Source organism: Paraburkholderia sp. BR14312 (assembly GCF_040948675.1).
Lineage (GTDB): Bacteria > Pseudomonadota > Gammaproteobacteria > Burkholderiales > Burkholderiaceae > Paraburkholderia > Paraburkholderia nodosa_A.
The window spans coordinates 1-16,128 of the sequence record NZ_JBFPKI010000024.1; the positions used below are offsets into that span (position 1 = coordinate 1).

The 16,128-nt window shown below is 64.1% G+C and carries 14 protein-coding genes; 13 read left to right on the forward strand and 1 reads right to left on the reverse strand.

The genetic code is table 11. From position 1 onward, the window contains the following. From hpnI to AB3X98_RS39520, 3 genes are all read left to right on the forward strand, one after another. Positions 1–996, forward strand: a 996-nt coding sequence (gene hpnI, locus AB3X98_RS39510; protein ID WP_368610424.1) for a bacteriohopanetetrol glucosamine biosynthesis glycosyltransferase HpnI, incomplete at its 5' end; no start/stop codon positions are given. 59 nt (positions 997–1,055) lie between these two features. Further along, complete coding sequence (locus AB3X98_RS39515) at positions 1,056–2,066, forward strand: lysylphosphatidylglycerol synthase domain-containing protein (RefSeq protein WP_069268857.1); 1,011 nt, start codon at positions 1,056–1,058, stop codon at positions 2,064–2,066. A gap of 77 nt (positions 2,067–2,143) precedes the next feature. Further along, on the forward strand, positions 2,144–3,031 hold the full coding sequence (locus AB3X98_RS39520) for a YopT-type cysteine protease domain-containing protein (protein ID WP_368606364.1): 888 nt from the start codon (positions 2,144–2,146) through the stop codon (positions 3,029–3,031). Positions 3,032–3,062: 31 nt separating this feature from the next. On the opposite strand, the gene AB3X98_RS39525 is transcribed toward AB3X98_RS39520, so the two are convergent. After that, positions 3,063–3,761, reverse strand: coding sequence for a hypothetical protein (locus AB3X98_RS39525; RefSeq protein ID WP_368606365.1), 699 nt, complete (start codon positions 3,759–3,761; stop codon positions 3,063–3,065). Positions 3,762–3,933: 172 nt separating this feature from the next. Here AB3X98_RS39525 and AB3X98_RS39530 point away from each other — a divergent pair, with 172 nt between their 5' ends. From AB3X98_RS39530 to AB3X98_RS39575, 10 genes are all read left to right on the forward strand, one after another. Beyond that, positions 3,934–4,437 (forward strand): DUF3455 domain-containing protein, encoded by a 504-nt coding sequence (locus AB3X98_RS39530; RefSeq protein ID WP_368606366.1) that lies wholly within the window; start codon positions 3,934–3,936, stop codon positions 4,435–4,437. Between the two features lie 76 nt (positions 4,438–4,513). Then, a complete protein-coding gene (gene tssA / locus AB3X98_RS39535; protein WP_368606367.1) occupies positions 4,514–5,557 on the forward strand; it encodes a type VI secretion system protein TssA in 1,044 nt (347 codons plus the stop codon). A 43-nt stretch (positions 5,558–5,600) separates the two neighbouring features. Beyond that, on the forward strand, positions 5,601–6,116 hold the full coding sequence (gene tssB, locus AB3X98_RS39540) for a type VI secretion system contractile sheath small subunit (RefSeq protein WP_368606368.1): 516 nt from the start codon (positions 5,601–5,603) through the stop codon (positions 6,114–6,116). Positions 6,117–6,126: 10 nt separating this feature from the next. Continuing rightward, positions 6,127–7,641, forward strand: coding sequence for a type VI secretion system contractile sheath large subunit (tssC, locus tag AB3X98_RS39545; protein WP_368606369.1), 1,515 nt, complete (start codon positions 6,127–6,129; stop codon positions 7,639–7,641). Positions 7,642–7,691: 50 nt separating this feature from the next. Continuing rightward, positions 7,692–8,183 carry an Hcp family type VI secretion system effector gene (locus AB3X98_RS39550; protein ID WP_368606370.1) on the forward strand — a complete coding sequence of 164 codons (492 nt, stop codon included), beginning with the start codon at positions 7,692–7,694 and terminating at the stop codon, positions 8,181–8,183. A gap of 31 nt (positions 8,184–8,214) precedes the next feature. Beyond that, positions 8,215–8,700: a type VI secretion system baseplate subunit TssE gene (gene tssE, locus AB3X98_RS39555; RefSeq protein ID WP_368610425.1), complete on the forward strand. Its 486-nt coding sequence runs from the start codon at positions 8,215–8,217 to the stop codon at positions 8,698–8,700. Beyond that, entirely contained in the window at positions 8,697–10,547 is a 1,851-nt protein-coding gene (gene tssF / locus AB3X98_RS39560) for a type VI secretion system baseplate subunit TssF (RefSeq protein WP_368606371.1), read from the forward strand. The genes tssE and tssF overlap by 4 nt, the downstream gene beginning before the upstream one ends. Continuing rightward, a complete protein-coding gene (gene tssG / locus AB3X98_RS39565) occupies positions 10,532–11,548 on the forward strand; it encodes a type VI secretion system baseplate subunit TssG (protein WP_368606372.1) in 1,017 nt (338 codons plus the stop codon). Before tssF ends, tssG begins: the two co-directional genes overlap by 16 nt. A gap of 4 nt (positions 11,549–11,552) precedes the next feature. Further along, on the forward strand, positions 11,553–14,156 hold the full coding sequence (gene tssH, locus AB3X98_RS39570) for a type VI secretion system ATPase TssH (protein WP_368606373.1): 2,604 nt from the start codon (positions 11,553–11,555) through the stop codon (positions 14,154–14,156). Then, positions 14,143–16,128 (forward strand): type VI secretion system Vgr family protein, encoded by a 1,986-nt coding sequence (locus AB3X98_RS39575; RefSeq protein WP_368606374.1) that lies wholly within the window; start codon positions 14,143–14,145, stop codon positions 16,126–16,128. Before tssH ends, AB3X98_RS39575 begins: the two co-directional genes overlap by 14 nt.

Below are 16,128 nucleotides of genomic sequence, written 5' to 3' on the forward strand. Positions count from 1 at the left end.
CTGCACGGCGACGAATGGCACCTCGAGGAGCACCTCGCCAGCTTTTTCGAGCAGGACTATCCTGGAGAAGTCCAGTATCTGTTCGGTGTTCACGACGCGCGTGACGAAGCGCTCAATGCGATCGAGCGGCTACGCACACGTTATCCCGATGCGCACATCACGGTCGTCGCCGATTCGCGCCTATACGGTCCCAACCGCAAAATCGCGAATCTCGTGAACATGCTCGAACAGGCGGAGCACGACGTGCTGTGCTTCGCCGATAGCGACGTGCTCGTCGACAAGAACTATCTGCGCCAGGTGGTCGGGGCGCTGCAGCAACCGGGCGTCGGCCTCGTGAGCGCGGTTTATCGGGGCCTGTGCGCGCCCGGATTCTGGCCGCGCGTCGCGTCGGCCTTGACCAACTATCATTTCTTGCCCGGCGTCGTCACGGGGCTCGCCATCGGGCGCGCGCGGCCGTGCTTTGGCCAGTCCATCGCCATGACGCGTGAAATGCTCGACCGCATTGGCGGTCTGGCGCAATTCGCGCATCACCTCGCCGAAGACCACGCGATCGGTGAAGCCGTGCGCCGCGCCGGTGCGGAAGTGTCCATCCCGCCCATTCTCGTGCGGCACGCGTGTGTGGAGAATACGTTCGCCAAGCTCTTTGCGCACGAATTGCGCTGGAGCCGCACTGTTCGCGCGGCGGACCGCTCGGGGCATCTGGGCGCCGTGCTGATGCATCCGTTCGCGCTCGCCATGCTTGCCGTGGCCTTGTCCGGCGGCGCGGCGCCCGCGTGGATATTGGCCGCCGTGGCGCTGTGCGCGCGCGCGTGGCTGATCTGGCGGACCGATCGCGCGACCGGCGACAAGTCCAGCGGACTGTTATGCTTACCCCTTTGGGAAATGGTCCAGTTCGCGATCTATGTCGCGAGCTTTTGTTCGTCTGGCGTCGTTTGGCGCGGCACGCGCTTTCGCGTCGACAGGAATGGCATGCTTTCGCCAGTCCACGAGACCTGAGCGTCACAGTAGATGGGGGGCACAATGAGACGGGAGCATCCACTAGAGAGCACCCGCAGATGAAGCACATGGGACGTATCGCCGCCCTGGTCGGTCTTGCGATCGCCGTGTGGCTCGTATGGCGCGAGCATCCCGCAGCGGTGCTGCAACTGTTGCGCGGGGCGGGCATGGGCCTCGTGCTGGCGGCGGCCGTGCATATCATGCCGATGTGCGCGAATGCATGGGACTGGCGCAGCCTGATTCGCGCGGCGCAGCGGCCGTCGTTCGCGACGATGCTCAAACTTGTGTGGATCCGCGAATCGATCAACGGCTTGCTGCCGGTGGCGCGCGTGGGCGGGGAACTCGTCTCGTTCCGGCTGCTTGGCCGTGCGGGCGTACGGCCGGCCACGGCGGTGGCGAGCCTCATCGCCGACATGCAACTCACGCTGATCAGCCAGGTGCTCTTTGCGTTGCTCGCGGCCGGCTACCTGCTCGAACATTCCTCTTCCGACACCGCGCGGATCGTGGGGCGGCTCGCATGGGGCCTCGCGGGCTTCATCCCGCTGCTCGTGCTGTTCGCACTCGTGCAGCACGCTCGGCCGTTCGAGCGCGCGGCACGCACGCTCAACCGCGTGACGAGCGGCAAGGTCGTCGATCTCGTGGGCAAGTCCGCGCGCGTCGATTTATCCCTCAAGCTGATCTGGCGGCAGACCGGCGTGATCGTGCGCTACGTGCTCGTCTGGCAGACGCTGCAATGCCTCGGTTACGCGCTCGAAATCTGGATCGCGTTGCGCGTGCTCGGCACGGACGCGACCTTCGTGCAGGCGTTCGTGATCGAGGCCCTGATCCAGATGCTGAGCAGCATCGCGTTTCTCGTGCCGGCCGGCCTTGGTGTGCAGGAGGGCGGCTTCGTCGTGATTGGCGGACTGCTGGGGTTCGATGCGCCGACATGCCTTGCGCTCGCGGGCGCAAGACGCGTGCGCGATCTGATGTTCTATTTGCCAGGCCTGCTTGCCTGGCAGGCGGCCGAGTATGGCTGGCCGTCACGACGCCGCACAGAAGGTACCGCCACGCGCGCCCGCACGGAATAATCCCGGAAGTGACCTGTTATTGAAGACAGGTCGCTTCACATTGCTCTATTGTCGGCAATCGCCCGAAAGGACTCGACATGGCAAGGGATTTCAGCGCGCTGAACAAGCACGCTCACCGCGAATACAAATTCGTTCAGGCCGATTCATATCGTCAGGTCAGGCAGACCTACGGGACAGATATGGATGGCGGGGCGTGCATGGGCGTCGTGTTGAATTGGGTCAAGGAGAAGTTGTCGACCTCGAACGGGCTGCTTCGTCCTGATGGTCCCCTGCGCAATTCGGCCGTCAAGCATTTTTCAAATCCACTCAATCCCCTTTCGCGCATTCGCAACGGCATCTCCCCGCCCACGGATTCCACGCTGGGGAAACTCATCGGCAAGGAACCCGGGCAACCACGCGGCAGAAAGAGCGCGGCGCGCAACGAAGCGACCATGCTGGAGGGCGCGAAGAATCAGGAAACTTACAACCGCTACAAGACCACTGACCGGTTGGTCGCTGAACTCGAGCTCGATCCGGGCGGATATACGCCAGAAGAAAAAACGCGCAAGGTAAAGCATGTCGCGCAGAATGTTGGCACAAGCCGCCCCCAGGAGAGTTTCGTAGCCGAGCGCTCGGACGACGCCACGATTGCCGGAGCCGGGGAGCAGTTGCCCAAGGGCAATGCAATCGTGCTCGATTTGAAGCAAGAGGCCGGTGGTCCCGGGCACGCCGTTGCGTTTTACAAGAGCCGGGGAGGCACGCTCTATTTTTTCGACCCGAACGCCGGCGTGTACGAGATATCTCGTCCGTACGAGAAACACCTTCTGGGATTCGTGCAGGCGTGGCTCGATGTCTACACGAAGGACAAAGACGATAACGGCGTGCCCACTCCGAAAAACTGGAAGACGAAAGATGAACACCGCTGGTATTCAGTTTTTACCCGCACCACCCCCAAGAAAGCCGGCACTGCTCCCACGGAAGACTAACGCCTGAAAGAACCCGGAGCCCTCGCGGGCATTAACCGTGAACCGTGCGCAACTGAAAGCGCCAACGCTCGAGATTCGAGAGTTCATCCACGGTCTTCTTCTCGATGTCGCCGCGAATCAGGTGATGAATCGTGAGCCGACCCTGCTTTGTCTCCAGGATCTGTACTAGCCGTGCGCGCTCCCGCTGCCCCTTGAAGCCCAGATCGAAATAGATGACGCGGCGACGCGTATCTCCGGTGACGAGGCTCAAGCCACCCCCGCCGCCCGACCCGCCAAGGACGCCCATTTGGGGAACATCCCGGATGTGGAGATTCCAGCTGAAGCCATTGCGCGCGATCCACTTCTTTGCATCCTCCTCGCGCTTCATGGCCATGAGCGCAGCGGGCGGATGATTGGTCACATCGGTCGCGATCGTATAGCGCGACTTGTGCCAATTCCTGAAGGTATTCGACTCCCGATTGTGCGCATACATGTTTCTCTCGACTTTGCCTTCGAACTCCCATTGCTGCGTCACGGTGTCGAACCTGAACCATTCGATGCACTCGTTCCACTCCAGTTGGGGGCATTCGATGTCATCGGCCATGAGCTTGCCGAGCATGGGCGCCTTGACCTCAGCGCGAAACGTCAGGTCGAATTGATGACCGGCGGTGGCAGTGGAAGAGCGTCCGCCAATGGGTTTGATCCGCTCGACGGGCACAGCAAGATTGGAAATCGTCATGCGGGCTTTCATGGCTCACCTTTGTGCAATTCGGGATGCAGCCATAACAGCTGAACGTTTCCAGATATTCCCTCCCATGCACGGCGACAGGCTGCAAAAAACAAATGGAATAGTTCTCCTCGCCGGGCTGTTGTGGAAGAGCGGATCGAACTGGATCGACCCGCTGGGCTAAAGGAGCTTCTCCATGAATCACCTCTCACGCGGGAAGCATATTGCGATTGGAGCTGGGCTGATTTCGATGATGAGTGGGGCTTCCGCGCAAGCCGAATCGATCGATGTGCCGAGCGTACAGCCGTTCCTGAAAACGACCGCAGCGGGGGTGCAGATCTACGCCTGCGAGTACGGTGCGGATCACACGCTCGACTGGGTCTTCCGGCAGCCGCGCGCCACGCTCTACGACGCACACGGCGCCGAGGTGATCGAGCATTCGGCCGGCCCGTCGTGGCAGGCGCACGATGGCAGCCGCATCGAGGGAACAGTCGTCGCGCAGGAACCCAGCGGGACGCCCGGCAGCGTGCCGCAACTGCTGCTCGAGGCGCACTCCGCCGGATCACCGGGCATGCTCGCAGCCGTGCGCTACGTGCAGCGGGTCAGGACGGTGGGCGGTGTGAAGCCCGCCGCGCCGTGCACAGTCGAGCACGAGACGGGTAGCTCGCCCTATATCGCGACTTACATCTTTTATAAGTAAAAAGACAGTGAACGGTCTCTCTGGAAAGAGACACTGCAATTAATTCGGAATGCGAATTTAAGACAGTCAAAGCGCCATGATCATCGAATTCATCACGCATCAGGACTGGACCGAGTGGCTCGAACCTCTCACGCAAGCGCAGCCGTGCGGCCCGGACCTCGAATATGACGCGCAATTTCGCGAACTCGAGGAAGCGGTCAGCGGACGTCCCGAAGCCGAGTACGGAGACACGCTCGTGGCCGCCGTTGCGCCCGACTGGGAAGCCGCCGATGCGCTTGGCACCGCATTGATGGCCCGCACGCGAGACCTTCGCGTGGTGATGCATCTAGCGCGAGCGCGCTGGGTTCGCGAGGGCATTACCGGTCTCGCGGACGGCCTCGTCTTGACCGCCGCGCTACTGGAGCGCCATTGGGAGCACGTGCATCCGCAACTCGACGCCAGCGACGGCGACGACGCGACGGCCCGCATCAACGCGCTTGCCGCGTGGACGGCGGCCGGCGGCGTGCTCGCCGGTCTCAGGGATAGCCCGCTGCTGCAAGGCCGTTCTCCGGTCACGCTGCGCGAGTGGTCGTATGCGAATGGCGAAGCCGTCGCGCCAGAAGGGCACACGATGATGAGCCTCACGGCAATCGAAGCGTCGATCGCCGTGTCGCCCGATGCCGCGCGCAGCGCGAAGAGGGCGTTCGATGCCGCGTACGCCAGCGTCCGCGCAATCGAAGCGACGCTTGCCGAACGCGTAGGCGCTACCCAATCGCTCGATTTTGCTTCGTTGAAGGCGTTGCTGGAGCGCGCATCGTCGCTGCTCGCGACGGGCGTGCACCCGGGCGAGGCGCAAATGCATCAAGCGGACGAGCCCGGTGTCGCGTCGCCAGCAGCCGCCATCGGCAACGCATCCTCCAGCACGATCGGCAGCCGCGCTGACGTGGCCGCCACGCTGCAGCGGATCTGCGCCTGGTACGCGCAACACGAACCTGCGAGCCCGGTGCCGTTGCTGCTCGAAAGGGCGCGCGGCCTCGTCGAGAAGTCCTTTGTCGATCTTTTGAAGGACCTCGCGCCGGAAGGACTCGCGCAACTTACCCAGGTGATCGGTACCGCTGCCGTCGAAATGCCGGCGGAATGATCTAAGCCGCACTGCAACGCAGTTCAACCAGGAGAACGGTCAAATGGCCAAGGAGAGCAGTCAGAAGTTCATTGCGCGCAATCGGGCGCCGCGCGTGCAGATCGAGTACGACGTGGAAGTGTACGGCTCGGAAAGGAAGGTCAACTTGCCTTTCGTGATGGGCGTGCTGTCCGATCTCTCGGGGCAGCCGCAGGAAGCGCTGCCGTCCGTTGCGGAACGCAAGTTTCTGGAGATCGACATCGACAACTTCGACGAACGGCTGCGCTCCATGAAGCCGCGTGTGGCGATGCAGGTCGACAACACGTTGACCGGCGAGGGCAAGATCGGCGTGGACATGACTTTCGCGAGCATGGACGACTTCGAGCCCGCCGCGATCGCGCGCAACGTCGAGCCGCTCGCGAGGCTGCTCGAAACGCGCAGTCAGTTGCAGAACCTGCTGACCTATATGGACGGCAAGACCGACGCGGAAAAGCTCGTCGCCCGCTTGCTCGAAGACCCTGCGCTGATGAATGCGCTTGCCGCCGCGCCGAACCCCCAGGGCGAGCCCGACTCCGAATAAAGGACCCAAGATGGCAGACACTCAACTCGATCCAACCGCGTTCGCGCAGCCGGAAAGGCAGGAAGCCGACGCGGCGAGCCCATCCGGCGAGTTTCAACAGCTCTTGCAGAAGGCGTTCCGCCCGCGCACGGAGAAAGCGCGCGAAGCGGTGGAAAGCGCCGTGCGCACGCTCGCGGAGCAGGCGCTGCTCGACACGCACCGCGTGTCCGACGATGCGCTCGCGACCATCGAAGCGCTGATCGCGCGCATCGACGAAAAGCTGAGCGCCCAGATCAACGTCATCCTGCATGCAGAGCCGTTGCAGCAGCTCGAAAGCGCGTGGCGCGGGCTCCACTATCTCGTCACCAACACCGAGAGCGACGAGAGCCTCAAACTGCGCGTGATGAACATTTCGAAGGCCGACCTGCACCGCTCGCTGCGCAAGTACAAGGGCGTGGCGTGGGACCAGAGCCCGCTCTTCAAGCGGCTTTACGAGGAAGAGTACGGCCAGTTCGGCGGTGAGCCTTACGGCGCATTGGTGGCCGATTACTACTTCGACAACAGCGGCCCCGACGTCGATTTCCTCACGCAGATGGGCAAGATTTCCGCTGCCGCGCACGCGCCGTTCATTGCGGGCGCGGACCCCGCCGTCATGCTGATGGACTCGTGGCAGGAGCTGGCGAATCCGCGCGATCTTACGAAGATCTTCCAGACGCCCGAGCACGCCGCATGGCGCTCGCTGCGCGATTCCGAAGACTCGCGCTATATCGGCCTCGCCATGCCGCGCTTTCTCGCGCGCACGCCCTATGGCGCGAAAACGAGCCCCGTGGACGAATTCGATTTCGAGGAAGACACCGCGGGCGCGGACGCGTCGAAATACGCGTGGGCCAATGCGGCCTACGCGATGGCCGTGAACATCAATCGCTCGTTCAAGACGTGGGGATGGTGCTCGCGTATTCGCGGCATCGAGTCGGGCGGGGTGGTGGAGGATCTGCCGGTCCACGCATTTCCTACCGACGACGGCGGCGTCGACATGAAGTGCCCGACGGAAATCGCCATCAGCGACCGCCGCGAAGCCGAACTGGCGAAGAACGGTTTCATGCCGCTCGTCCACAAGAAGAATTCGGATATTGCGGCATTCATCGGCGCGCAGTCGCTCAACAAGCCGATCGAATACGAAGACCCGGACGCCACGGCGAACGCCAACCTCGCCGCGCGCCTGCCTTATCTGTTCGCCTGCAGCCGTTTCGCGCACTACCTCAAGTGCATTGCGCGCGACAAGCTCGGCAGCTTCAAGGAGAAGGACGACATGCAGCGCTGGTTGCAGGACTGGATTCTTCAGTACGTAGACGGCGACCCGGCCAACTCGTCGGAAGAGACCAAGTCGCGCCGGCCGCTCGCGGCGGCGGAAGTCGTGGTCGAGGAAGTGGAGGGCAATCCGGGCTACTACACGTCGAAGTTCTACCTGCGTCCGCATTATCAGCTCGAAGGCCTGACCGTCTCGTTGCGGCTCGTTTCCCGGCTGCCGTCGACCAAAGCGGCCTGAGCCGCGGCGGTTTTTCAAACTTGTACGAACCTGATCAATAAGGAATCCAAATGGCAGTCGATATTTTTCTGAAACTTGGCACGGTCACGGGCGAGTCGCTGGATCAGACTCACAAGGACGAAATCGACGTGCTCTCGTGGAGCTGGAGCATGGACCAGTCCGGCACGATGCACCTCGGCACGGGCGGTGGCGGCGGCAAGGTCGACGTGCACGATCTTTCGATCACCAAGTACACGGATCACGCAACGCCGGCCATCATGACCGCGTGCGTAACGGGCAAGCACTTCCCCACCGGAAGACTCACCGTGCGCAAGGCGGGCGGCAACAAACCGTTGGAGTACTACACGATCGACCTCGACAAAGTGCTCGTCACGAACTACGCGACAGGCGGATCGGACGGCGAAGACCGCTTCACCGAAACGGTGACGCTCAACTTCGAGAAGTTCCACGTCACCTACCAGCAGCAGGATCCGACCACTGGCTCGGCGCTCGGCGGCGTGGTCGAGTGCAAGTGGAACATTCCGGCCAGCGCAACGGCGTAAGTGGATCATGCGCACGAGAAACGCGGAGCGCGTGCAGCCGTCGCTGCTGGAGCGGCTGACTGACCACGCGCCCGAAGCGACAAGCGAAGTCCGCGAGCATCGGGCCAGTTCGGCGCGCGCGCAGCGCTTGAGCGTCATGCGCGATATCGGCTGGCTCCTCAATGCGCGGGGCATCGCGTCGGCGCAGGAGATCGCGCGCTATCCGTGCGTGGCCGACTCGGTGCTCAACTTCGGGTTCGCGGAGCTGGCGGGCAAGAGCGCGTCGGACGTGGAACTGAGTCGGATCGAACGGCTGATTGCCGAGGCGATCGGCGCATTCGAGCCGCGCATCGTGCGCGGCACCCTGCGCGTGCGCGCCATTGAGTCCGGTGGGGTGGATATCGCACACAACGCGCTGGCGTTCATCGTCGAAGGCGATCTCCATGCGCACCCTGTACCCGAGCGGCTTTATTTGCGCACTGAACTCGATCTGGAAGCCGGCAAGGCAAACGTGTACGAAGAGGTGACCCCCAGATGAACCCCGACTTCCTCCAGTACTACAGCCGCGAATTGCAGCATGTTCGCGAGATGGGTGGCGAGTTCGCCAAGGCGTTTCCGAAGATCGCGGGGCGGCTGGGCCTCGAAGGTTTCGACTGCGCCGATCCCTATGTGGAGCGCTTGCTCGAAGGGTTCGGCTTTCTGGCCGCGCGCGTGCAGATGAAAATCGATGCAGAGTTTCCGCACTTCACGCAGCATCTCGCCGAACTGGTGTATCCGCACTATCTCGCGCCGACGCCCGCGATGACGGTCGTGCAACTGCAGCCCGACAAGACTCACCCCGCACTGGCGGACGGCGTTGCCGTGCCACGCGGTACGGCCCTGCAGGGCCGGTTCGATGGCGAACGTGCGACGCGCTGCGAGTTCCGCACGGCGCACGCGCTCACTTTGTCTCCGCTCGAACTGGTGGAGGCGCGGCTTTTCACTCACACCGGCGCGCTGCCCGGCGTCGCCGCCGTGCCGCGCGGCGTGAAGGCAGGCTTGCGCCTCAAGTTGCGCGCGCTCGGCGAGCGCACCATCGGCGATCTGACGATCGATCATCTGCCCATCTACCTGCGCGGCAGCGACGGCGCGGCGGCGAAACTTTATGAACTGCTGGTCGGCTCGACGCTTGGCATCGCGACATCCGGTGGCGTGCTGTCGCCTTCGTCGCTGCGCCCGCTCGGCTTCTCCGACGAAGAAGCCCTGCTGCCCCTGAGTGATCAATCGTTTCCCGGCTATCGGCTGCTGCAAGAGTATTTCGCATTTTCCCAGCGCTTCATGTTCATCGGCATCGATGGATTGCGCTCGCATTTCGCTCGTTGCGAAAGCGACGAAATCGAGCTTGTGGTACTGCTTTCGAAGGGCGATGCCACACTCGAACAACGGGTCGACCACGAAAACTTCGCGCTGCATTGCACGCCCGCCATCAATCTCTTTGCGCGCCGCGCCGATCGCATCGCGGTGACGGGTGAGCAGTTCGAACATCATGTGGTGGCGGACCGCACGCGTCCGCGCGACTTTGAGGTCTATCGCGTGCAAAGCGTGACGGGCCATCGCTCGGGCGGCGGTGCGCCGATCGAATTTCAGCCGTTCTACCGAATGCGCGATCTGGGCGCAGGCGAACCCGACACGGCGTTTTATCAGGTGCGGCGCGAGAAACGTCTGCCATCCGCCCGCGAGCAGGAGCGCGGCACGCGTTCGTCGTATTCGGGCAGCGAAACCTGGATCGCCCTGGTGGATACGCACGAAGCGCCGTATCCCGGCGATCTGCATCAACTCGGCGTGAGCGTGCTGTGCACCAACCGCGACCTCACGCTGACGATGCCGCTCGGGCGGGGCGAAACCGACTTCACTCTGGAGCTGGAAGCGCCGGTTTCCGCAGTGCGCTGTGTCGCCGGGCCGAGCCGACCGTTGCCATCCTATGCGCAAGGGGCAGTGGCGTGGCGTCTCTTGAGTCACCTGTCGCTCAACTATGCGTCGCTCGTGGACGACGCGGACGGGAGCGGCGCGCGCGCCATGCGTGACTTGCTCGCGCTCTACGCGCCCGAGGGCGACGGCGCGGCCGCTCGGCAGATCGAAGGTCTGCGCTCCATCGGCTCGCGCGCAGTCACGCGCCGCTTGCCGTCGCGCGGGCCGATCGTGTTCGGCCGCGGCCTCGCGCTCGATGTGCTGCTCGACGAGAGCGGTTTCGAAGGTGCGAGCGCGTTTCTGTTCGGTGCGGTGCTCGCGCGCTTTTTCGAGCAATACGTGTCGATGAATTCGTTTACCGAAACCTGCGTGTCCTCGACCACTCGCGGTGAAATCATGCGCTGGGCGCCGGGGAGCGGGCAATGCCGGACGCTGTGATGCTATTCGAGCGCTTCTCTGCCGATGCGAACCGCTTCGACTTCTTTCAGGCCGTGCGGCTCGTGGAATGTGCGCATAGCGGGTTGCCGCGCGTGGGCGCTTCGCTGCGCCCGCGTGACGACGCAGTGCGATTCGGTCAGGAACCCGAATTGATCTTCTTTCCGACTGCGTTACGCCATTTCGCCAGCAAGCAGGACGCCGCGCCGAAGCTCGCCGTGAACTTCTTCGGTCTGCTTGGCCCGAATGGCCCGATGCCCACGCATCTGACCGAATACGTGCGTCATCGCGCGCGTAACGCGGGCGATCCGACTTTCGCGCGCTTTCTCGACGTGTTTCATCACCGCATGGCCTCGCTGTTCTATCGCGCGTGGGCCATGGCGCAGCCGGTGGTCAGTCTCGATCGCGACGACAACGACCGATTCTCCGCTTACGTGGGCACCGTGTTCGGGCTCAACGAAGCGGCGCTGCACAACCGCGACAGCGTTCCCGATTTCGCCAAGCTGCATTTCGCGGGGCTGCTTGCGGCGCCCACGCGCCACGCAGCGGGTTTGCGGATCGTGCTGTCGCGCTTCTTTGGCTTGCCAGTGGAAGTCGTGCAGAACGTGGGGCACTGGATGAAGCTGCCAGACGCTGCGCTGACGCACCTCGGCGCACGCGATGAAAACGCTCGCATGGGTGTCGGCACGATGCTCGGAGGCCGCGTGTTCGATCGGCAGCACAAGTTTCGCGTCGTGCTCGGACCGCTTTCGCTGGGCGATTACGAGCGCTTCCTGCCGGGCGGTACGAGCCTCGCGCGGCTCGCCGACTGGGTGCGTCTGTACGTGCACGATCCGCTCGAATGGGACGTGAACCTGCAATTGCGGCGCGCAGAGGTGCCGCGTCTCGCATTGGGGCGCAAGCAGCGCCTCGGCTACACGACCTGGCTGCACGCGCGTGCCGCCACGGCCGACGCGACGCAACTCGAGCTTCGTCCGTTGATCCCATCTCATGCAAAGGACTAGTGCAATGGCAGACATCAGCCGCGCCGTCATGTTCGGCAAACTCGATACGCTCAGCTTCGGCGCGATGGAGAGTGCGACCACGTTCTGCCGATTGCGCGGCAATGCGTATGTCGAGCTTGCGCACTGGCTGCATCAGATGCTGCAGTTGCCCGATTCGGACCTGCACCGCGTGATCCGGCACGCCCATATCGAGCCCGCGGCGCTCGCGCGCGATCTGACCGAGGCGCTCGACCGGTTGCCGCGCGGGGCGGCCTCGGTCAGCGATATTTCATCGCAGCTGGAAGAGGCCGTGGAGCGCGGCTGGGTCTATGCCTCGCTGCTCTTCGACGCGCAGAAGGTGCGCAGCGCGCATGTGCTCGTCGGCGTGTTGCAGACGCCCGTGCTGCGCAACGCATTGCGCGGTATTTCGCGCGAGTTCGATCGCGTGAAGCTGGATGACCTCGTCGCCAACTTCGCCGATGTGCTCGACGGTTCGCCGGAAGCATCGACGCAGGCGCCTGTCGTGACGCAGGAGCCCGACACGCCGCATCGCACCGACGACGCGTTGCAGCGCTTCACCGTCGATCTCACGGCCCAGGCGCGTGAAGGCCGGCTCGATCCCGTGGTGGGCCGCGATGCGGAGATTCGCCAGGTCGTCGACATCCTCATGCGGCGCAGGCAGAACAATCCGATCCTCACCGGCGAGGCGGGGGTCGGCAAGACGGCCGTGGTCGAAGGCCTCGCACTGCGCATCGCGGCGGGCGACGTGCCGCCCGCGCTGCGCGACGTGAGCCTGCGGGCGCTCGACGTCGCACTGCTGCAGGCCGGAGCGGGCGTGAAAGGCGAATTCGAAGCGCGGTTGCGTCAGGTGCTGGAAGCCGTGCAGGCGGCGTTCCATCCCATCATCCTCTTCATCGACGAGGCGCACACGCTGATCGGCGCGGGCGGCGCGGCGGGCACCGGCGACGCGGCGAATCTGCTCAAGCCCGCGCTTGCACGCGGCAGCGTGCGCACCATCGCAGCAACGACGTGGTCGGAGTACCGCAGGCACATCGAGAAAGATCCGGCGCTCACGCGGCGCTTTCAGGTCGTGCAGGTCCACGAGCCCGAGGAGGCGCGTGCCGTGACGATGATGCGGGGACTCGCTGCCGCGCTGGAAACGCATCACGGCGTGCAGGTGCTCGACGAGGCGATCGAGGCGGCGGTGAAGCTCTCGCATCGCTATCTGCCCGCACGGCAGTTGCCGGACAAGTCGGTGAGCCTGCTCGATACCGCGTGCGCACGCGTTGCGGTGAGCCAGCACGCCACGCCGCCGGCCGTCGACGACGCGCAACGGCGCATCGATGCGCTCAACACGGAGCTGGAGGTGATCGGGCGCGAGGCGGCGATCGGCGTCGATACGGCGACGCGTCGCGAAGCCGCGGCGGCGGCATTGCAAACCGAGACCGCGCGCCTTGCCGATCTGCACGCGCGCTGGAAGGTGGAGCGCGAGATGGTCGAAGACATCCTCGCGCGCCGCCAGGCGCTGCGGGAAGGCGCCCCGGACGCCGATCTTGCCGCGTTGCGCGAACGCCAGGCGCAACTCGCCGAGCATCAGGGCGACGCGCCGCTCGTGCTGCCGGGCGTGGACCGTCATGCCGTGGCCGCGGTCGTGCAGGACTGGACCGGCGTGCCCGTGCTCAACATGCTGAAGAACGAGATCGGCAATGTATTGCGGCTGAACGAGGTGCTCGACCGCCGCATCATCGGCCAGCAGCATGCCACGCAAATGATCGCGCGGCGCGTGCAGACTTCGCGCGCAGGCCTCGACGATCCGAATAAGCCGGTTGGCGTGTTTCTGCTCGCGGGCACCTCGGGCGTGGGCAAGACCGAGACGGCGCTCGCGCTTGCCGAGGCACTCTATGGCGGCGAGCAAAACCTCATTGCCATCAACATGAGCGAGTATCAGGAAGCGCACACGGTGTCGCTGCTCAAGGGCGCGCCGCCGGGCTACGTGGGCTTCGGCGAAGGCGGCGTGCTGACCGAAGCGGTGCGCCGGCGGCCGCACAGCGTCGTGCTGCTCGACGAAGTGGAGAAGGCGCATCCCGACGTGCACGAGCTGTTTTTCCAGGTCTTCGACAAAGGCCGGATGGACGACAGCGAAGGCCGTTCCATCGATTTCCGCAATACGCTCATTCTGCTCACGACCAATGCGGGCACCGAGTGCATTGCGCAGTTGTGCCGCGATCCACGAACGAGCCCACCGATGGAGGTGATTGAACGCGAGCTCCACACGCAATTGCTGGAGACGTTCCCGGCCGCGTTGCTCGGACGCATGGTGACCATTCCGTATTACCCGCTCTCCAATGAGATGCTGAGCGCCATCATCCGGCTGCAACTCGGCCGCGTGGCCGAACGTGTGACGCTCACGCACGGCGTGCCGTTCACCTATGACGAGACCGTGGTGACGCAGATCGCACAGCGTTGCACGCGCATGGAAAGCGGCGGCCGCATGATCGACGCGATCCTCACCAACAGCGTGCTGCCGCGCATCAGCACGGCGTTCCTTTCGCGCGTGATGGACGGAAAGACGCTTGCGCGTGTGCATGTGAGCGTCGAGGACGAGGAGTTCAGCTATGCCTTCGACTAGTCGCCATGTGCGTATGACCTGTGCGGCGCTCGGCGACGACGTAGTGTTTCTGCGCATGTCGGCGAGCGAGGCGCTGGGACGCCTGAGCCGCTTCGAGATCGCATTCCTGAGCATGCACAACGATATCGACCCGGGCGCGGTGCTCGGGCAGAACCTTTCTGTGACGCTCGATTATCCAGCGGGCGGGTCGCGCGAGTTCAACGGCATTGTCACGACGCTGCGTCTGCTCGCACCCGGCGACACCACGAAAAATCGCATGGCGCGCTATGAGGCGGTCGTGCATCCGCGCCTGTGGTTGCTCACGCGCGCCTCGCACCGGCGCTTCTTTCATCAGCGCACGGCACCGCAAATCGTTGCGCAAGTGCTGGAGTCGTACGACATCGACTTTCGCAACGCATGTACGGCGAGCTATCCGGCGCTCGACCATTGCGTGCAGTACCGCGAGACGGATTTCGACTTCGTGAGCCGCCTCATGGAGCGCGAAGGCATGCATTACTTCTTCGAGCACGCAGGCGGCAAGCATACGCTCGTGCTGGCCGATTCCGGTGCGGAGCATCGGCCCATCGCGCACTATGAGTCGGTGCCGTTTCAGGGCTGGGACACGCCGGAACCCGATGAAGAATGCGTCTACCGCTGGCATGCGGGCGCGACGCTCGAAACGGGGCGCTACGAAGTCAACGAGTACGACTTCGAAAAGGCCTCGGTGAGCAACAGCGAAGGGCTCGTTTCGCGCGCGACACGCAGCGCACCCTACGATCCGCCGCGTTATTTGATGCAGGAACATCTGAGCGGGCATCTGAAAGCGGGCGACGGCGAGCGCCTCGCGCGCATCAACGTGGAGATCCATCAAACGCAGAACGACGCGATGGAAGGGCGCGCCACCTCACGCGGCATCGCAGCGGGCGGCTTGTTCCGGCTGCGCGATCATCCGGGTGGCGCGCAGAACCGTCAGTATCTCGTGATCGAGAATCAGGCCGAAATCGTATCGGATGCCTATGTATCCACGAGCGACCCCACACAGCCGATGTTCGATTGCCGTTTCACTGCGATTCGCAGCGACAACACGTTCCGTTCTGCGCGCATCACGCCCGTTCCTCACACTGCGGGCCCGCAGACGGCGGTCGTGATCGGCCCGCCGGGCGAAGAGATTCTCACAGACAAATACGGGCGCGTGAAAGTGCAGTTCCATTGGGAGCAGCTTTCGCAGGCAGGCGGCGCGGATCGGCTCGATCGCTGCTGGGTGCGCGTGGCGCAGGGCTGGGCGAACCGGCGCTGGGGGGCGATGTGCCTGCCGCGCATCGGCCAGGAGGTGCTGGTGGATTTCATCGAAGGCGATCCCGACCGGCCAGTGATCGTCGGCGCGGTCTACAACTCGACCAACATGCCGCCGTACGACCTGCCCGCGCAAAGCGCGGTGTCCACGCTCAAGAGTCAGTCGACGAAGGGCGGCAACGGCTACAACGAAGTCCGCCTCGACGACCGCAAGGGCGGCGAACAAATGTTCTTTCACGCCGAGCGCGATCACGAAACGTGGGTCAAGCACGACGCGCTGATGAACGTCACCGGCGAACGGCATCTGTGCATCGGCGGCGAGGAGTTTCGCGAGACGCGCGGCGCACGTAACGATTCGGTACTGGGCAGCAGCACGTCGCGCGTGGTTGGCCCCGTCTCGGCCGCCAGCATGACGACACACGAGCAGTTCGTGGGCGAGGCGTACTCGCTCGACGCGGGCGCAGCCGTGCACATCAAGGCGGGCGCGGCGGTGGAAATCGAGGCGAGCGCAACCATCGCGCTGCGTGCGGGAGCGTCGTACATCCTCATCGGTCCGGAAACGATCGAGATGTCGAGCTTCCCGATTCCGCTCGGCCCGGGCGTGCCGCCGGTGTCGCTTTCCGTGGCCCCCGCGCCGCCAACGCCGCCCCGCGACGCCGACGACGGCACGAGCAAGATTCGCAATCAGGAGGCTCCGTGA